We start from the raw sequence: 16,517 nt of genomic DNA, 5'->3' as shown, positions 1-16,517 counted from the left end.
ACTCAGCCCTTCCAGTGCAGCACGCACAGCAGGGTGAACAGGCGGCGCGCGGTCTCGAAATCCATGTCGACCTTGCCGTTCAGGCGCTCCTTCAGCGTGTTCGAGCCTTCGTTGTGCACGCCGCGGCGGCCCATATCGATCGCTTCGATCTTGTCCGGCGTTGCGGTGCGGATGGCCTGATGGTAGCTGTCGCAGATCATGAAGTAGTCCTTCACGATGCGGCGGAACGGCGTCAGCGAGATCAGGTGCACGATCACCGGATCGCCGCTCTCCTTGCGGATATCGAACATCAGGCGGTTGCCGGTGATGCCGAGGCGCAGCGTGAACGGTCCTTTTGGTGTTCCCTGCGGCGCGAAGAAATTCTGTTCGATCAGGTCATAGATGGCGATGGCGCGCTCATGCTCGATGTCGGGACCGGAGCGCCCGATCGACTCCTCGTCCAGCGTCACCGCGATGATGCGGCTGTCGGGATCGTGGTCCTGATCGGGCTCGTTACTCATCGTAAATTCAGCCGCAGGCCGACCGAGCGCGCATGTGCGTCCAATCCCTCCGCGACGCCGAGCGTCATCGCCGCGGGGCCGAGCGCACGCAACTGGTCGGAACCGCACTTCAGGATCGAGGTGCGCTTCATGAAATCGAGCACACCGAGCGCGGAGGAAAACCGCGCCGAGCGCGCCGTCGGCAACACATGATTGGAGCCGCCGACATAATCGCCGATCGCTTCCGGCGTATGGGGGCCGATGAAGATCGCGCCGGCGTTGCGCACGCGCGCGGCCAAGGCTTCCGAATCCGCCGTCATGATTTCCAGATGCTCAGCCGCGATCGCATCCGCAAGCGGCAGCGCCTCCTCCATCGATTGCACGAGAATGATGGCGCCGAAATCGTTCCACGACGGGCGCGCTATGGCTGCGCGCGGCAATGTCGACAATTGCGACTCGATGGAGCGTTCGACATTCGCCGCCAGTTCTTCATCGTCCGTGAGGAGAATCGACTGCGCGTTGACGTCGTGCTCGGCCTGCGCCAGCAGATCAGCCGCGATCCAGTCAGCATTCCCGGTATGGTCCGCCATCACCAGAACTTCGGAGGGACCCGCGATCATGTCGATCCCGACCTTGCCGAACACGATGCGCTTGGCCGCCGCCACATAGGCATTGCCGGGGCCGACGATCTTCGCCACCGGCTTGATGGTCGCGGTGCCGTAAGCGAGCGCCGCCACCGCCTGCGCGCCGCCGACACGATAGACTTCCGTGATGCCGGCGAGCGAAGCCGCCGCGAGCACCAGCGGGTTGAGCTTGCCGTCGGGCGACGGCACCACCATCACCACGCGCGCGACGCCCGCGACCTTGGCGGGCACGGCGTTCATCAGTACCGAGGATGGATAGGCTGCCGTGCCGCCGGGAACATAAAGTCCCGCCGCATCGACCGCACTCCAGCGCCAGCCGAGTTCGACGCCCAGCGCATCGGTGAAGCGTTCGTCTTTCGGTAACTGGCGGCGGTGATAGGTCTCGATCCGGTCACGCGCGAGCTCCAATGCATCGACGGTCTTGGGATCGCAGGCCGCGGTCGCCGCCGCGATCTCCTCCGCGCTCACCCGCAACGTCTCCGCCGTCAGGGTCAGGCGATCATATTTCGCGGTCGCCTCAATCAGAGCGGTGTCACCTCGCGCGGCGACATCATCGACGATGGCGCGGGCGGCCGCATCGATATCCCGCGATACCTCGCGTTTCATCGACAGGAAGGCGGCAAAACGCTCAGCGAAATCAGGGCTACGGTGGTCAAGGCGGATCGGCATGGATGGCTTTCAAACAGGTCTTCCCACCTTCAATGGCGTCCCCGCGCACCGCCGTCAACAACCTGATTTCAGAGGGCTTCAGACGGGATCTCAGGCCCCGCCCTCCCCGCCGCCGGTTTCCAGCGCATCATCGCCGAACGCATCCTCACCGATATCGGCAAGTTCGCACTCGATGCATTCGACATCGAGCCGCAGCGCTGCCCCATCGGCGAACATCAGCACCACGCTGCCGCCGGGAGCCTTATCAGGGTGAAATTCAAGACCGAACAATTCCAGCACCGAATTGCGGTCGGTGAGGTCGATTCCACGTGCCTTGCAGGCCAGGACGCGATCGAACCGCAGCGCCGTCACCAGCCGGCGCTCGGACAGTTTTCCCGAGCAGACCGCCTGATCCCAGTCCAGCCGCTTCATGCCGATGACAAGTCGCTTTTCATTCTGGCGCCACAGGATATCGGCGACATGCACCGAGGCATCCTGCACATGGGCGGAAATTACCGCGAGGTCGTCCTCATCGAGCGCGATCAGTTTCCGCAAGGAAGCCATGTCTCTCTCCCAAAGGGGCACTCTCCCAAAACAACACGCGATACAAAAGCGGTCTCAGCCGCTGATCCGCTCAATGGTGGCGCCGCAGGCCGAGAGCTTGTCCTCGAGCCGCTCGAAGCCGCGATCCAGATGGTAGATGCGATTGACCATGGTTTCGCCTTCGGCGGCAAGGGCCGCGATCACCAGCGACACCGAGGCGCGCAGATCGGTTGCCATCACCGGCGCGCCGCGCAGCGTCGGGCGGCCTTCGATGGTCGCGGTCTCGCCGTCGAGCGTGATCCGGGCGCCGAACCGCGCCAGCTCCTGCACATGCATGAAGCGGTTCTCGAAAATCGTCTCGGTGATGTGAGAGGCGCCCTCGGCTCGGGTCATCAGCGCCATCAGTTGCGCCTGCAGATCGGTCGGGAAGCCCGGAAATGGTGCGGTCGACACCTCGACGGGACGAATGCCTGCGCCATTGCGCTGCACGCGGATACCTTCATTGTTCTGGGTGATGGTCACGCCCGCCTGCGTCAGCACGTCGAGCGCCGATTGCAGCAATTCCGGCCGCGCGCCCTGCAACTGCACGTCGCCGCCGGTCATCGCCACCGCCATCGCATAGGTGCCGGTCTCGATCCGGTCCGGCAGCACGGCATGACGCGCGCCATGCAGCTTCGCTACGCCCTCGATCACGATGCGCGGGGTACCCGCGCCGGTGACCTTCGCGCCCATCTTGTTGAGGCAATCGGCGACATCGGTAATCTCAGGCTCGCAAGCGGCATTGGTGATGACGGTGGTGCCCGCGGCCAAGGTCGCCGCCATCAGCGCGACATGGGTGCCGCTGACGGTGACCTTCGGAAAATCGATGGTCGCGCCATGCAGGCCCTGCGGCGCGCGCGCCACCGCATAGCCGCCGTCGATCACGATCTCCGCACCAAGCTTCTCCAGCGCCATGATGAGAAGATCGACCGGCCGCGTGCCAATGGCGCAGCCGCCCGGCAGTGAAACCTTCGCTTCCTTCATGCGCGCGAGCAGCGGCCCGATCACCCAGAAGCTCGCCCGCATCTTGGAGACGAGATCGTAGGGCGCGGTGGTGTCGATGATGTTGGCCGCCGAAATGTGCAGGGTCTGACCCTGATGCTCGCGGTCGCCCGGCCGCTTGCCGGCGGACATGATGTCGACGCCATGATTGCCGAGGATCCGCTGCAACAACGCAACGTCGGCGAGGCGCGGCACGTTCTCGAGGATCAGCGTTTCATCCGTCAGAAGAGCTGCAATCATCAGCGGCAGCGCCGCGTTTTTTGCCCCCGAAATCGGAATGGTGCCGTTGAGCTTGTTACCGCCGATGATGCGAATGCGATCCATGCTGGCCCTATCTTGTGAAGGGAGCCAGTCTTAGCGCGTTTTGGAATTCACGCAAACCGCACCGCTCCTTCCCAGTATCAGAAATATTCCAATGAATTCAATCTGATGGTAATTATTACCCTGTCTGACCGACGAAGAACCGGCTCAGGCAAGATGCATGGGGCTGGGCCGGAATCGCATGGCCCCGAGCACGGTTGCCGCCACGACCATCATCAAGGCCACGCCTTGGGTGGCCAGCAGCGGCCACAGCCCTTTCGTCAGCTCCAGTTCCGCGAGCGGCGCGACCTTCTCGAACATCTGGACGATCAGCACCACGACATTCAGATAAAGCGTGAGCATCGCCGAGACGACATAGGTCACGCGCCACCGGCCCTCCAGGCGCTTCACGACAAGCGCATGGATCACGAGCGCGAGCAGCACCAGTGTCACCACGCCGAAGACATGCGACGGCTTGATTTCGGTGACCGGAAACATGAAGCCAGTGACACTGGTCGCAATCGCCATCAGCAGAAACAGCCAAGTCCAGCCGCGCAGCAGGGTCGCGCGCAGCAGACCTCCCATCGCGATCAATCCGGCAACGATGCCGATCAGACTGAGCAGCACATGCACGGCGGTAAACGCCGGCAGGCTCATCCCCAGAACCATGGCCAGCCCCTCGCTGTGTCGAAATGATATGACGGCTTCACCGGATTGTCCTGCCCTCGAGGGACGACATCAACCTCTACCTCTCACGATGCGAGGCATCACCTTCGTTCTCACCGGCCGACAAGGCAGCCGCATCGTCCTCCGGCGTCACGATCGCCCGGCCGGAACGACCCTTGGCCTGCGATTTCCGCCGTTTCAGGTTCTCACGAAGCGCCGCACGCAGCCGTGCCTGCCGCTCTCGCTCTGCCCGGCTCGATTCACTGTTCATCACGCCCTGCCGCCCATATTCGCGCCCTGGGTTCCCATGCAGCCGTGCTGCCGGGCGCCATGGTCCCTAATGCCCTGATTTTTTGATCATAACACGGAAAATCCAGCATATTCGGCAGCATGGCCTCTCTCGCGCTTGCACGGAAAGCCTCGTTATGGCAAGGATCGCGCGCCTTCCGAGGCTTTTGGCCGATTCCGCCTCGGCCCGGCCGGTCCAGACCGGCCTTTGATGTCTGGCGTTCGCTGCCGTAGCTCAGTGGTAGAGCACTCCATTGGTAATGGAGAGGTCGACAGTTCAATCCTGTCTGGCAGCACCAGCCAACCCTCTCATTCAGGCTTGCCTCAAAACATCCGCTGACTGATTGCACTTGCCAAGTTCCTGCCTTGTGCAAGGATGGAACCGGACGGCCAGTGCCAATCCACACGTTGTTCGCTGAGCAATATTGGGGCTGCCATGAACGAGTCGCTGCATCCGCTCGCGCCGCATCATTTGCCACTGTTCATCACGGCGCCCGGCGATACCGACATACTCATGGTCGTCGTGGGCATCATTCTGCTCCTCTCTATTCTACTCGTCGGCAACATCTACCTGCAGATTCACTCCCTGCCGGAGCGGATGGCTCATAAATCGCAGAAGCTGCAGTTCGAAATCGTGGCGGTGCTGTGCCTGCTCGCGCTCTTCACACATAATCATTTGTTCTGGGTGGCCGGGCTATTTCTCGCCCTGGTCGACCTGCCCGATTTCAGCACTCCGCTGCGCAGCATCGCGGCCTCCGTTCAGAAAATAGCCGGCATTCCTCCCGACCCCGATCCATCGGAGCCGCCTGAGCCGACAACTCACGCGGCGACATCCATATCCGACAAGGCGCCGGACAGCGAGACGAGGGGGCAAGGCCATGCTTGAGCTGCTCCTTTGCTCGATTCTGACGGTGTTTCCCGACTATCTCTATCGCCGGTTTGCGCAGGACAAACGCATCGGGCGAGAGATCACGCTGTTTTCCGTCTGGTACGAATTGAGATGGGGCATCACCGCATGCGTGATGCTGACGGTCGCCCTGATCACCGTCATCTTCTATTTCCATCCCTCTACGACCAGCGCGACCTTGTACTTCAGAACCGTTCCGATCGTGCCCGAGACGATCGGGCGCGTCGCCTCGGTTCATGCCGACTTCAGCGCTCCTGTTCAAAAAGGAGAAGTCCTGTTCAGGCTGGACAGTTCAAAACAGGAGGCCGCACTTGAAGCCGCCCGCCGCAAGGTCGCGGAGGTCGACGCGGCACTTGTGGCGGCGCAAGCTGATGTCCTGAAAGCAGACGCGCAGATTCAGGAAGCCAAAAGCGCCTATCGGCAAGCCGCCGAGGAACTGGACGTCAAACGCGAATTGCAGAAGCGCAATCCGGGCATTGTCCCACAGCGTGACATTGAAAAGCTCGAAGTCGCCGCCACCGGTCGTCAGGCGTCCGTCGATGCGGCGACCGCCGCACATCAATCCATTATGGCGCGTGTGACGGCGCTGCTACCCGCGGAGAAGGCGAGCGCGGAAGCAGCGCTCGCTCAGGCGCAGGTGGATATGGACAAGACGTTCATTCGTGCCGGTGTCGCTGGGCGCGTCGAACAATTTTTGCTGCGGCCGGGCGATGTCGTTAATCCCATGATGCGGCCCGCCGGCATCCTCATCCCGGAAGGCGCGGGAAGGCGGCGACTCGCTGCAGGATTCGGGCAGATCGAAGCGCAGGTCATGAAAGTCGGAATGGTGGCCGAGGCCACATGCATTTCAAAGCCGTGGACCGTGATCCCGATGGTCATCACAAGCGTGCAGGATTACATCGCGGCGGGTCAGTTCCGGGGCGGCGAACAGCTCCTCGATGCCCAGCAAGCCATGGCGCCGGGTTCTATTCTTGTTGTGATGGAGCCTATCTACAAAGGTGGGCTTGATGGCGTGACTCCGGGCAGCCGTTGCATCGCGAATGCCTACACCAGCAACCATGATCTGATCGCCGCAAAAGAGACTGGTTTTCTCATGGGCCTCTGGCTACACGCCATCGATGCCGTCGGGATCGTGCATGCCATGCTGCTGCGTATCCAGGCGCTGCTGCTGCCGGTCAAGACGCTGGTGCTGAGCGGTCACTAACGCCATCGACGAAAGAGAAGCCGCATTTACTCTCGCAGCAACTCAAGAGCCCTGCCCTTGTGAGCCGCGACATGATCGGTCTTGTCGCTCTTGATCTCGTACTGGGGACACTCCTGCGAGGCGTAATGGGTGTGGCCCTTGTAATCGAAATCTTGCGTGTGGATGGCGATGACGGTCCCCGACACCCACCCCGCCTCGGAATGCCAGCCCACATGATCGCCGATCTTGAATCCTTCAGCCATGTCGCGAACTCCTCATTTTTGCAAAAGGACGTCCTTCAATACGACCGCATCGTTATGCTCTTCGTCATGCGCGCTGTAGACGAGAGTGACCGTCTTTGCCTTCGCCAGCGCGCGAATGTGCTCGAGTTCCTCAGCGTGTTGCCGTAATTCGCTCTTGTAGCGGCGCTGAAATTCCGGCCAGCGGGCAGGATCATGACCGAACCACTGCCGCAAGCCGGAGCTTGGCGCGATCTCCTTCATCCAGTCATCAAGCGCGGCTTTTGCCTTGCTCACTCCGCGCGGCCAGAGCCGATCAATAAGAATACGCACACCGTCCTCCGGTTCCGCCGGGGCATAAGCGCGCTTCAACCGAAGATGCGAGGCTGGAAACGGGGACTTTGTCATGCGCTAACCCTGCCGTGATGGGGTCATGCCTCGGGCGCACCGACCCTCAAGCAATACGACTGCACCTTTCCATTGGGGTCAAGGACCACGATAGCCCGTGACCCATCGGCACCGCTCCTATGAAAAAAGGGAGTGGCCATGGCCACTCCCTTCTTCAGACAGGCTTATTCCAGCAGGGCTGGTTAGAACTTGGCCCGCGCCAGCACGCGGAAGGTCCGGCCCTGACCGGGAGACAGGTTATTGTTGCCGTCCGCGCTCGCCCAGTAGCCCTTGTCGAAGATGTTTTCGACGTTGAACTGCGCGCTCCATGTCTTGTCGATCTTCCAATAGAGCGCCGCGTCGAACCGCACGAAGCCCGGCAATCTCACGGTGTCATCGTTACTTGCGTAGGAATTACCGAAATAGATCACACCGAGGGCCGCCGCCCAGCGTGGGTCGATCTGATACTTGTTCCACCACGAGAACTGGTTGTACGGCACGAGTTGAACGCGGTTGCCCGTCACAAAGACCGTCGACAGATCCCTCGCAACACGAGCATCGGTATAGGCATAACCGAGGATCGACTGCCAATCAGCGGTGACATAACCATTCAATGCAGTTTCAAATCCGCGAGTATGGGTTGCACCATTCGGGACGAAGAAGCCGTTTCCGACTGGGAATGGCTGATTGGTCCGGTTCAGATTATAGAGAGCCGCCGTCCACAGCAGCTTCGGATTGATATTCCACTTCGCACCTATTTCAGTGTTCTCGAACTTCTGCGGATCGAGAATGAGCGTCCCGTCCGACAGCGCACTGAACTGATCGCCCGACGCCGGAAGATAGGAAATGCTGTAGGCACCGTAGAGCGATACGTTATCGACCGGCTTGAAGATCACGCCAGCGCGGGGCGATACCTTGTCATCGACGCGATTACGCGTGACGCCTCCCGGAACATTCCGGTCGGTAGCTGTCATATCGAACCGGTCGAACCGCGCGCCTGCGATCAACTGCAACCAGCGCGTCACATCGATCTGGTCCTGCGCATAGGCCGACGAGATATTCAGGCGATAAACGCTATTGGAGTCACCGGTTGAGCCATTGACCGGCGGATTATTGATCAAATGATTAAACGTGACCGGCCCGAAATAAGTGGGATTAAACGGGTTGACCGCCACCGTCGTCGCGCCGTTGAAAAAGCCGGTATTACGAAGCCCGAGGCCGGTCTGTCTTCCAAATTCGGTTCCAAATGCAACCGTGTGGAAAATCGGCCCAGTAAACGTCTTGTAGGTAAAATCGGTCTGGTTGAACAGATTCTCGCGGTTCGTCGTATTCTGATAGGCGCTTAGATTCATCGTCCCGGTGCCGGGACCGGTCACGGTCGCCGCACTACCCGGATAGACATTGGTGTATCCGCGGTTGAAGTCGGCATACATCGTCGAGTTCTTGACGGTCAGGCCGTTGCCGAAGTCGTGGTCGATCACCGCCATCGTGGTCTGCACGTCGGCATAGGTGTTGTTGTAGATCGGGCTGCCGAAGAATTTCGAGAAATCGTTGCTCGGCACGAACGGCACCGTCGGGTTGAAACGGCTCGTCCCCGCCTGAGCGAGAGAGGGATTGCCGCGATCCGCCAATTCCTTGTCGTGGTAGTATTCGTAAGAGAGCTTGACCTTGGTGTCGTCGGTCGGCTTCCAGGTCAGCGTCGGATTGATGCCATAGCGCTCAAGCCGCCCGAAATCGCGGAACGTGTCCGAACCTTCATAGAACGCATTGAGGCGAACCGCGACCTTGTCGTTGACCGCCTGCCCCGCATCGATCGTAAAGCGACGATCGCCCCACGAGCCGGTCTGCGCGGTAGCCTCATAGATACGCTGGCCGTCCGCTTCCTTCAGTGTGCGGTTGACGAGACCGCCACCCGCCCCGCGCCCGAACGTCAGCGCGCTCGGCCCCTTGATCACCTCGAGGCTCTGCGTGTTGTAGAGATCGCGGAAATACTGGACGTCGTCACGGAAGCCGTTGACGAAGAAGTTCGCGCTGGAATCGACGCCGCGGATCACGAGTTCATCGCGGTTACCTTCGCCCTGATGCACCGAGACGCCCGGAATGTAGCGGGTGATGTCGGTGATGCTGCGGGTCGCCTGATCCTCGAGCATCTGCTTCGGAACCACATTGACCGATTGCGCAATGTTCAAGAGCGGCGTGTTGGTCTTGGTGGCGACCGACGTGCTGTTCGAATAATACCCCACGGTGCCGGTGCGCGCATCGAAGGTGGCCGTGTTCGCCACCGGCGCCGGTGGTTGCTGCGTCTGCGGCCGGCCTGAACGGCGCGCGGCGCGGCGCGTATTCGACGAGGATGATGCCGACCTTTTCCGCTTGTGCGTCCGCGGTTTCGCCGCATCGATTGTCACTGCCGGCAACGTCGCACTGGTTTGCCCGGCAGCCTGCTGGGCATGAGCAGGCCCGATAAAAATTCCGAGGCTCAACGCAGCACCCGCGGTTGACGCGAGCGCCACTCGTCGAACCATCTTCAACTCAAAGAGATGTTTTGAAACAGACACGGTTATTCCCCCAGTCAGTCGCCGTGCGGCGAGTATCATTGAGGGAGACAACCAACAACGGCAAAAATTCCTGGATATACCTTAGATGCCCTCTAAACCGTTTTGTTTAGATAGCTTCTAAGAAATCATACCAACACGCAACAATACCTCGCATCACGAGCGATCGTTATTCGACGCCGGTTTGAGAGAGATCATCCAGATCGTGAACAGACTGGGCGTCGCCGCGATCGCCACCGGCACGAATGCGAACACCGCCATGCCGCCGATGTCCCAGGCCATGCCGCTCACAAGCGAAACGAACATCGCGTAGGTGTAACTGATCGCCAGCGCCGCAGCGAGAATGCGCGCAACATCGTCCGGATTACGCGCGAGCAACGGCGGCAGCGCCATGCTGAGCGTCAGCAGCGCGCTGCAAGCCATACCCGTCACGCCCGCTGATATGGTTGTCCACCAGCCGGTCGAAAACACGACACCGAAAATGCTTGCCAGCATCATGATGCCAAAGAAGATGAACGGCCAGCGCTTGCTCTGAAACCGGTCCGCCAGCGCCACCATCAACAGCGAGATCGGAAACTGTCCGACGTTCAGCGCCGTCAGTGCAGCGCTGACGTCCGCGCTTCGTCCCATGCTCGTCAGGTAAGCAGGCAAGAAGGCGTTGGTGCAGAAATAGGTACTGGCGACACTCGCCAGGATCATGCCAATCTTCCAGTTCAGCTTGCTGGCAAGATCGGGCCACAGGCGTCCGGGCTTGCTGACCGCATGATTCTCCGTTCGCGGGCCGAAGGCGAACACCATGATCGCGATGACCAGCAGCGGCGCGGACCATGTCAGAAGACCAAGCCGCCAACTCTGGTTGAAATACGGCAGCAACACCGGAAGCATCAGCGCGACGGGGACGACCTCGCCGACGATGAGTCCGTTGGTGTAGAGCGCCGTGCCGAACGCTGCGCGCTCCGGCATCCACTGCCGGACGGCAGCACCCATCGCAGGCTGCATGATGGCGATACCGCCGCTCATCAGAACGGTCGCCGCGTAGAGCGAGTAGGCTTCCGGCGCCAGCGCGCGCAGGCCGGAACCAAGCGCCGTGATCGCAAGACCGCCAGCCAACGTCCATCGCACTCCGACATGCTCGATCAGCAATGAGCCGGGGGCGGCAGCAATCGCGAACAGGATCACAGGAATGCCGGTGAGAATTCCGATCTCCGTGCCGGACAGTTGCAGGTCCGACTGGATCAGCGAAATCACCGGCGGCACCGCGAGCACGCTCAGACGCAGACCGGCGCCGCAAATCCACAGCAGCAGACCCGACATATAGTTTCGATTTGTCATAATGACCGGAAATGGTGGAAAGGAAGCGCACAGCGCGGAGGCTGCTGTCTACCAGAACCGGCGAGTCAATACACCGGCCGAAAGATCTAAAATACGCTCAGGATTTTCTGTGAGGGGGAAGCACAGCATCGGTGCGCTGTTGCAGGCGCGCCAGCGTGCGGCCGAAGACGGCGTCTTCCTTCAGCGCGCGCGCAAGCGTGAGCGCACCCTGAATGCTTCCGACGATATCCTCTGCAAGAGACTTCGCAATGACTGCATCGGCGCCTGCCCGAACCAGCGCGCCGTCAAGCGCCTCGATCCAACGCTTGAAATAAAGTCGGATCGGCTTGGCGAAGCGATCCCGTGTCTCATCCAGCGCGAAGGCTCCAAGCAGGCAAACCCTGCGGCCGGAGCGAAAATAACTGTCAACCGTCCGCCACATCTGCGCGATCGCGGCACGCGGCTCATCGCGCTCCAGTGGTTCAAACACTTCACGCACGAACCATCCGTCGACATCGGCCAGAATTTCCGCCGCCATGCCTTCCTTCCCCTCGGGAAAGAAGTGATAGAGGCTGCCCTTCGACAGGCCAGTGCGCTCGGTGATTTCAAACAGTGACGCGCCCTCGAAGCCGAGTTCGCGAAAGACCTCGGCCACCCGTGTGATCGCGTCGCTTTTCTCGAAAACCGTGCGCGCCATGTCCTCTCTGTCAGCCCCCGTCAGTTCTGGTTCTATAGCCCAAGATCGGACAGACCCGGATGATCATCCGGCCGGCGGCCCAGCGGCCAGTGGAATTTGCGGTCCGTTTCCTTGATCGGCATATCATTAATCGAAGCGAAGCGGCGCTGCATCAGGCCCGCCGCGTTGAACTCCCAATTTTCGTTGCCATAGGAACGGAACCAGTTGCCGCTGTCGTCGTGGCATTCGTAAGCAAAACGCACGGCGATGCGGGTATCGGAAAAGGCCCACATTTCCTTGATCAGACGATAGTCCAGTTCTTTCGCCCATTTTCGGGTGAGAAACTCGATGATCTGCTTGCGTCCGACAGGAAATTCCGCGCGATTACGCCATTGGCTGTCTTCCGTGTAAACCAGCGCGACCTTTTGCGGATCGCGGCTGTTCCAGCCATCTTCCGCCATTCGCACCTTCGCGGTGGCGGTTTCAAAGGTAAAAGGCGGTACAAGCGGCGTGGCCATGGCGGCGTCCTTTAATGTGTGGGTGGCATGAACGGCGATGTTTAAACCAATGAGTTTTGACTATACCAATCGGTCTAGTATTGCAACCCTGTGGTCTAAAGCTGCCCGGGACCGGTCATGACCCATAATGAAACCTCGCCGTCCCGGACGGGGCTGTCCCGGCAGACACTCGGTATGGGGCTCGGCTTCATCGGAATAGCCATTTTCGGCGGCACGCTGCCCGCGACACGTCTTGCGGTGGAAGGACTCGATCCGTTCTTCATCACGGCCGGCCGTGCGGCCGCCTCCGGCCTTCTCTCGGCCGCGCTGCTTCTGATGTTACGGCGGCGCTGGCCGAGCATGCGCCAGATCCGCACGATGCTGATCTGCATCGTGACCATCGTTTTCGGCTTTCCGGGGTTGATGGCGCTGGCGATGCTGACGGTGCCCGCTGCACATGGCGGCGTCGTGCTCGGCATCCTGCCGTTGACCACAGCCGCAGCCGCCAGCGTGATCCTGGGCGAGCGTCCCTCGCTGCGCTTCTGGCTGCTGGCAGGACTCGGCACCACGGTGGTGGTGGCGTTCGCCCTGCGCGACAGCGGCGGCGAAATCGCAATCGGCGATGTCTATCTGTTTCTGGCCGCGATCTCGACCTCGATCGGCTACGTGTTCTCGGCCGACCTCAGCCACGAGATGCCCGGCTGGGAAGTCATCTCATGGATTCTGGTGCTGGCACTGCCGCTGACCCTGCCGCTCGCGATATGGCTATGGCCGACCAATCCCGGCGCGGTGCCGACCGCTGCGTGGGTCGCCTTTGCCTACGTCTCCGTCTTCAGCATGTTCGTCGGCTTCTTTGCGTGGAATGCCGGACTCGTGATGGGCGGCGTTGCCCGCGTCAGCCAGGTGCAGTTGCTGCAAACCTTCGTCACGCTCGGACTGTCCGCAGTTATCAACGGCGAACATGTCGGCCCTTCCACCATCGCGGTGGCGGCGCTCGTGGTGGCGATCGTTGCAGCGGGCCGCAACGCCCGTATCACGCAAAAAGTCCCGGAAGCCGTGTAGCGATCGCAGATCAGGACACCAGACTTGCATCGAGCGTAATCGTACAATTGAACAGCTTCGACACCGGGCAGCCGGATTTCGCTCTGGCGATTAAGCCATCGAATGTTTGCCGGTCGATGCCGGGAATCTCTCCCTTGAACGTCAGGTGCACGGACGTGATGGTGAAGCTGTCGCCCTCAATCTCCAGCGTGACAGCCGCATTCGTATCCATCTTATCGGCCTTGAAGCCAGCCTCGGTCAAAAGCCGCGACAGGTTCATCGTGAAACATGCCGCGTGCGCCGCGCCCAGCAGTTCTTCCGGATTACTTCCGGGCTTGCCTTCGTAGCGGCTGCCCAAGCCATAGGGGTAGTCGGTCAGGGCGCCGCTCTTGGTGGAAATGGCGCCCTTCCCGTCCTTGATGCCGCCGCTCCATGTCGCGGAGCCGAATGTTTTCACCTTCATCAGTCAACTCCTTGGATGCAGCGATCCGCCCGAGCGGAATTGCAGCCGTCTCAGGCGGCCGCGGATTTCAGCCTCTTCCGGTTCGCATCGAGTCTTCGGTCCACCAGCGCAACGATCTGGTCGACCGCCGGATGATTCATGCCCTTCTGCTGCGCCAGCAATTGCACGAGCTTGTCGGCGCGCTCGACATTCGCCGCTCCATTGGTCAGAGCGCGCGCCACCGATGCCGGCCGCGCGAGGCTTTTGGCCGCCGCAGCGTATTTCTCGAACGGCACGAGATCTTCGCGCTTCGCGCCGAGCGCGATGCAGACGTCACTCACGAACTCATACACCGCGCGCGATTGCGCGAGATCGGAATGAACCGCTTCCTGCGCGGTGCGCATGCCATCCGCCGTGATGCAGCGATAATTTCCAGCGAGCAGCATCGGCCATTTTGCCAGCGGCACGAACAGCGAATCGTGGAAGCGCAGCTTCACCGGCACTTCCGTCTTGCCTTCCGGCGTCTCCATGCGGATCGCATTGATGTCGCTCTCAAGTCGGCGCAGGATGGCGTTGCTGTTTTCGTTCTCAAACCGCGCGACCTTGAAGTTGGTCGGCAGCGTGACGTGCAGGAAGTTGACCTTTTCCTCCGGCGGACGGATCGCCTGCGGATCGGGGCTGCACAGGGTTAGCGTGCCGGGATCGAACGCGCTCCAGACCGACGGGTCGGTGTATGCGGCTTTCACGGCATCCGCATCGACACCCGACAGACGGGCGATATAGGGCAGCGGCGGCATGTTCATGATCGACATGCACGGCACGCGTGATCGCGCGATACGCTCCAGCAGTTCGCGTACGCCCGGCGCGCCGTATTGCGGCTCCTGCATCGCGAGGCCGATCAGGTCGTAGTCCGCCGGATTCACGTCCCCCGCACCCATCGCGGACACCTTGCCGGGCAGATTGCGTGAATCGATCAGAAGCGGTTGTTCGCGGCCGCGGACCGGCATCCGTACGCGAAAGCCCTCGCTGTTGATGAGATCGGCCTCCGCAGGCAGGCAGACCAGCGTGACGGAGTGTCCGCCGAACAGAAGTTTTGAAGCGAGCAGCGACCCATAGGACGCGCCGAGGATGAGGATTTTATAGTGTGACATCATTGTTCTCTTTTTTTTGCAACAGAGACGCTGCGCCCGGCCTTGCAGCCAGAACCCGTCCCCGTATGTCCCAAGGTGTTTTGTTTGAGCGCTTGTTGCGCCTGACGTGCACGCACGGTCATGGCCGTGCGAACGTGTATCGAATAGCCGGTAGAGGTGGAGCCGGCCTCAACGAGGCCGGCTCCTGATCCGTTACAGATCCTCGAAGGCGGTTTCCCGCGATACCAGCGTCGCGATCAGCGTGATGGCGCCGAGAGCGATGAGGTACCACGAAATCGCGTGCGTGGAGCCGTAATAAGCCAGCAGGCCCGTCGCGATCATCGGAGCAAAGCCGCCGCTGATCGCCGCCGATACCTGCACGCCGAGCGACGCGCCGCTATAACGCACCTTGGTGCCGAACAGCTCGGGGATGAAAGCAGCCTGCGGACTGAACATCAGCCCGTGGGTGATGCTCATGATGATCGCAATCGCGATCGCGATCGTCGTCGGGTCCTTGGTCTCGACAAACGTGAACAGCGGGAAGGCCGCGATCATCGAAAGAATGGTGCCGGCGATGTAAAGCGGCTTGCGGCCTACATAGTCCGACAACAACCCGAACAGCGGCAGCGTCACCAGTTCGAGCATCGCTGCGTAAAGCACCGCGTCGAGAATGACCGTTTTCGAGAGGTGCAGGTGTGATGTCGCATAATAGACCAGGAAGCCGATCAGCACATACACCCACGCCACTTCCGAGATCTTGAGACCCACCGCGACGATGAAATTCTTGAAGTCCTTGGTGAGCACGTCGACAAGCGGCGCCTTGGACACCTCACCCTGCTCCTGGACTTTCGCGAACTTCGGCGTCTCGACGAGCCGCATGCGCACGAACAGGCCGACGGCGACGAGAATCGCGCTCAGCCAGAACGGAAGCCGCCAGCCCCAGCTCATGAACTGATCATCGGGCAGCTTGGAGACCAAAAGGAAGACCAGCGTCGCGCACACCATACCGAGCGGAAAACCGACCTGGACGAGGCTGCCGAGGAAGCCACGGCGGTGCCGGTCGCCGCTTTCGATCACCATCAGGGTCGCGCCGCCCCACTCGCCGCCGATGCCGATGCCTTGCGCCATTCGCAGAACCAGCAGCAGGATCGGAGCGAGAATGCCGACCTGATCATACGTCGGAAGACATCCGATCAGGAACGTACCTGCACCCATGATGATCATGGTGAGTGTCAGCATCGCCTTGCGGCCGAGCTTGTCGCCGAAATGGCCGAACACCGCGCCGCCCAGCGGACGCGCGACAAAGCCCACTGCGTAGGAGCCGAATGCAGCGAGTGTGCCGACCAACGGATCGTAGTTTGGAAAGAACAGCTTGTTGAACACCAGCGCCGCCGCGGTGCCATAGATCAAGAAATCGTACCACTCGACCGTGGTGCCGAGCACGCTCGCCGTGACGATGTGCTTGATGCTGGACCCCTCCTTGGGCACAGCGGGGTTTAGTACCTCTGCTGTCGACATTTGTTTCTCCCTAGTTGACTTTGCG

Annotated in this window: 18 protein-coding genes and 1 tRNA gene; 4 read left to right on the top strand and 15 right to left on the bottom strand. The window is 61.0% G+C overall.

Going from position 1 to position 16,517, the window contains the following annotated elements; translation table 11 throughout:
* Nucleotides 1-2: 2 nt before the first annotated feature.
* The 6 genes from AFIDRAFT_RS12090 to AFIDRAFT_RS12065 form a co-directional block, all read right to left on the bottom strand.
* Entirely contained in the window at nucleotides 3-500 is a 498-nt protein-coding gene (locus tag AFIDRAFT_RS12090; protein WP_009339761.1) for a UPF0262 family protein, read from the bottom strand.
* Entirely contained in the window at nucleotides 497-1,792 is a 1,296-nt protein-coding gene (gene hisD / locus AFIDRAFT_RS12085) for a histidinol dehydrogenase (protein WP_009339760.1), read from the bottom strand. Before hisD ends, AFIDRAFT_RS12090 begins: the two co-directional genes overlap by 4 nt.
* 90 nt (nucleotides 1,793-1,882) lie before the next feature.
* Nucleotides 1,883-2,335, bottom strand: coding sequence for a DUF2948 family protein (locus AFIDRAFT_RS12080; RefSeq protein ID WP_009339759.1), 453 nt, complete (start codon nucleotides 2,333-2,335; stop codon nucleotides 1,883-1,885).
* A gap of 54 nt (nucleotides 2,336-2,389) precedes the next feature.
* Nucleotides 2,390-3,679: a UDP-N-acetylglucosamine 1-carboxyvinyltransferase gene (gene murA / locus AFIDRAFT_RS12075; RefSeq protein WP_009339757.1), complete on the bottom strand. Its 1,290-nt coding sequence runs from the start codon at nucleotides 3,677-3,679 to the stop codon at nucleotides 2,390-2,392.
* 144 nt (nucleotides 3,680-3,823) lie between these two features.
* Entirely contained in the window at nucleotides 3,824-4,324 is a 501-nt protein-coding gene (locus AFIDRAFT_RS12070; protein ID WP_009339755.1) for a hypothetical protein, read from the bottom strand.
* A gap of 76 nt (nucleotides 4,325-4,400) precedes the next feature.
* Entirely contained in the window at nucleotides 4,401-4,592 is a 192-nt protein-coding gene (locus tag AFIDRAFT_RS12065) for a hypothetical protein (protein WP_009339753.1), read from the bottom strand.
* Between the two features lie 241 nt (nucleotides 4,593-4,833).
* On the opposite strand from AFIDRAFT_RS12065, the gene AFIDRAFT_RS12060 reads away from it, so the two are divergent.
* From AFIDRAFT_RS12060 to AFIDRAFT_RS12050, 3 genes are all read left to right on the top strand, one after another.
* Nucleotides 4,834-4,908, top strand: a tRNA-Thr gene (locus tag AFIDRAFT_RS12060).
* Nucleotides 4,909-5,045: 137 nt separating this feature from the next.
* Nucleotides 5,046-5,495 carry a hypothetical protein gene (locus tag AFIDRAFT_RS12055; protein ID WP_009339751.1) on the top strand — a complete coding sequence of 150 codons (450 nt, stop codon included), beginning with the start codon at nucleotides 5,046-5,048 and terminating at the stop codon, nucleotides 5,493-5,495.
* The gene (locus tag AFIDRAFT_RS12050) at nucleotides 5,488-6,720 is read left to right on the top strand and encodes an HlyD family secretion protein (protein ID WP_009339748.1); all 1,233 of its coding nucleotides are present in this window, start codon (nucleotides 5,488-5,490) and stop codon (nucleotides 6,718-6,720) included. Before AFIDRAFT_RS12055 ends, AFIDRAFT_RS12050 begins: the two co-directional genes overlap by 8 nt.
* A gap of 26 nt (nucleotides 6,721-6,746) precedes the next feature.
* On the opposite strand, the gene AFIDRAFT_RS12045 is transcribed toward AFIDRAFT_RS12050, so the two are convergent.
* The 6 genes from AFIDRAFT_RS12045 to AFIDRAFT_RS12020 form a co-directional block, all read right to left on the bottom strand.
* Nucleotides 6,747-6,962 carry a hypervirulence associated TUDOR domain-containing protein gene (locus AFIDRAFT_RS12045; protein ID WP_009339746.1) on the bottom strand — a complete coding sequence of 72 codons (216 nt, stop codon included), beginning with the start codon at nucleotides 6,960-6,962 and terminating at the stop codon, nucleotides 6,747-6,749.
* Between the two features lie 12 nt (nucleotides 6,963-6,974).
* Nucleotides 6,975-7,346, bottom strand: coding sequence for a DUF488 domain-containing protein (locus AFIDRAFT_RS12040; protein ID WP_009339744.1), 372 nt, complete (start codon nucleotides 7,344-7,346; stop codon nucleotides 6,975-6,977).
* A 182-nt stretch (nucleotides 7,347-7,528) separates the two neighbouring features.
* Entirely contained in the window at nucleotides 7,529-9,847 is a 2,319-nt protein-coding gene (locus AFIDRAFT_RS12035) for a TonB-dependent receptor (protein WP_009339743.1), read from the bottom strand.
* Nucleotides 9,848-10,033: 186 nt separating this feature from the next.
* A complete protein-coding gene (locus AFIDRAFT_RS12030; protein ID WP_009339741.1) occupies nucleotides 10,034-11,191 on the bottom strand; it encodes an MFS transporter in 1,158 nt (385 codons plus the stop codon).
* 115 nt (nucleotides 11,192-11,306) lie between these two features.
* Nucleotides 11,307-11,885: a TetR/AcrR family transcriptional regulator gene (locus AFIDRAFT_RS12025; RefSeq protein WP_009339739.1), complete on the bottom strand. Its 579-nt coding sequence runs from the start codon at nucleotides 11,883-11,885 to the stop codon at nucleotides 11,307-11,309.
* A gap of 32 nt (nucleotides 11,886-11,917) precedes the next feature.
* Nucleotides 11,918-12,382 (bottom strand): nuclear transport factor 2 family protein, encoded by a 465-nt coding sequence (locus AFIDRAFT_RS12020; protein ID WP_009339737.1) that lies wholly within the window; start codon nucleotides 12,380-12,382, stop codon nucleotides 11,918-11,920.
* Nucleotides 12,383-12,499: 117 nt separating this feature from the next.
* Here AFIDRAFT_RS12020 and AFIDRAFT_RS12015 point away from each other — a divergent pair, with 117 nt between their 5' ends.
* The gene (locus AFIDRAFT_RS12015) at nucleotides 12,500-13,423 is read left to right on the top strand and encodes a DMT family transporter (protein ID WP_009339735.1); all 924 of its coding nucleotides are present in this window, start codon (nucleotides 12,500-12,502) and stop codon (nucleotides 13,421-13,423) included.
* 10 nt (nucleotides 13,424-13,433) lie between these two features.
* On the opposite strand, the gene AFIDRAFT_RS12010 is transcribed toward AFIDRAFT_RS12015, so the two are convergent.
* From AFIDRAFT_RS12010 to AFIDRAFT_RS12000, 3 genes are all read right to left on the bottom strand, one after another.
* Nucleotides 13,434-13,865 (bottom strand): OsmC family protein, encoded by a 432-nt coding sequence (locus tag AFIDRAFT_RS12010; protein ID WP_009339733.1) that lies wholly within the window; start codon nucleotides 13,863-13,865, stop codon nucleotides 13,434-13,436.
* Nucleotides 13,866-13,915: 50 nt separating this feature from the next.
* Nucleotides 13,916-14,995, bottom strand: a complete 1,080-nt coding sequence (locus AFIDRAFT_RS12005) for a ketopantoate reductase family protein (RefSeq protein WP_009339731.1) — start codon at nucleotides 14,993-14,995, stop codon at nucleotides 13,916-13,918.
* Nucleotides 14,996-15,187: 192 nt separating this feature from the next.
* Complete coding sequence (locus AFIDRAFT_RS12000) at nucleotides 15,188-16,492, bottom strand: MFS transporter (protein WP_009339729.1); 1,305 nt, start codon at nucleotides 16,490-16,492, stop codon at nucleotides 15,188-15,190.
* Between the last annotated feature and the right edge of the window lie 25 nt (nucleotides 16,493-16,517).

The organism is Afipia sp. 1NLS2, assembly GCF_000178995.1.
Classification (GTDB): domain Bacteria; phylum Pseudomonadota; class Alphaproteobacteria; order Rhizobiales; family Xanthobacteraceae; genus Afipia.
The sequence above is the reverse complement of the archived record's forward strand: the minus strand, read 5'-3'. Positions and strand labels throughout refer to the sequence as shown.

Excerpts from the sequence above, each read along its gene's own strand:
- hisD (WP_009339760.1), bottom strand. The coding sequence starts at position 1,792 with ATGCCGATCCGCCTTGACCACCGTAGCCCTGATTTCGCTGAGCGTTTT.
- AFIDRAFT_RS12045 (WP_009339746.1), bottom strand. The coding sequence starts at position 6,962 with ATGGCTGAAGGATTCAAGATCGGCGATCATGTGGGCTGGCATTCCGAG.
- AFIDRAFT_RS12040 (WP_009339744.1), bottom strand. The coding sequence starts at position 7,346 with ATGACAAAGTCCCCGTTTCCAGCCTCGCATCTTCGGTTGAAGCGCGCT.
- AFIDRAFT_RS12025 (WP_009339739.1), bottom strand. The coding sequence starts at position 11,885 with ATGGCGCGCACGGTTTTCGAGAAAAGCGACGCGATCACACGGGTGGCC.
- AFIDRAFT_RS12090 (WP_009339761.1), bottom strand. The coding sequence starts at position 500 with ATGAGTAACGAGCCCGATCAGGACCACGATCCCGACAGCCGCATCATC.
- AFIDRAFT_RS12080 (WP_009339759.1), bottom strand. The coding sequence starts at position 2,335 with ATGGCTTCCTTGCGGAAACTGATCGCGCTCGATGAGGACGACCTCGCG.
- AFIDRAFT_RS12000 (WP_009339729.1), bottom strand. The coding sequence starts at position 16,492 with ATGTCGACAGCAGAGGTACTAAACCCCGCTGTGCCCAAGGAGGGGTCC.
- AFIDRAFT_RS12065 (WP_009339753.1), bottom strand. The coding sequence starts at position 4,592 with ATGAACAGTGAATCGAGCCGGGCAGAGCGAGAGCGGCAGGCACGGCTG.
- AFIDRAFT_RS12015 (WP_009339735.1), top strand. The coding sequence starts at position 12,500 with ATGACCCATAATGAAACCTCGCCGTCCCGGACGGGGCTGTCCCGGCAG.
- AFIDRAFT_RS12020 (WP_009339737.1), bottom strand. The coding sequence starts at position 12,382 with ATGGCCACGCCGCTTGTACCGCCTTTTACCTTTGAAACCGCCACCGCG.
- AFIDRAFT_RS12055 (WP_009339751.1), top strand. The coding sequence starts at position 5,046 with ATGAACGAGTCGCTGCATCCGCTCGCGCCGCATCATTTGCCACTGTTC.
- murA (WP_009339757.1), bottom strand. The coding sequence starts at position 3,679 with ATGGATCGCATTCGCATCATCGGCGGTAACAAGCTCAACGGCACCATT.
- AFIDRAFT_RS12050 (WP_009339748.1), top strand. The coding sequence starts at position 5,488 with ATGCTTGAGCTGCTCCTTTGCTCGATTCTGACGGTGTTTCCCGACTAT.
- AFIDRAFT_RS12030 (WP_009339741.1), bottom strand. The coding sequence starts at position 11,191 with ATGTCGGGTCTGCTGCTGTGGATTTGCGGCGCCGGTCTGCGTCTGAGC.
- AFIDRAFT_RS12010 (WP_009339733.1), bottom strand. The coding sequence starts at position 13,865 with ATGAAGGTGAAAACATTCGGCTCCGCGACATGGAGCGGCGGCATCAAG.
- AFIDRAFT_RS12070 (WP_009339755.1), bottom strand. The coding sequence starts at position 4,324 with ATGGTTCTGGGGATGAGCCTGCCGGCGTTTACCGCCGTGCATGTGCTG.
- AFIDRAFT_RS12005 (WP_009339731.1), bottom strand. The coding sequence starts at position 14,995 with ATGTCACACTATAAAATCCTCATCCTCGGCGCGTCCTATGGGTCGCTG.
- AFIDRAFT_RS12035 (WP_009339743.1), bottom strand. The coding sequence starts at position 9,847 with ATGGTTCGACGAGTGGCGCTCGCGTCAACCGCGGGTGCTGCGTTGAGC.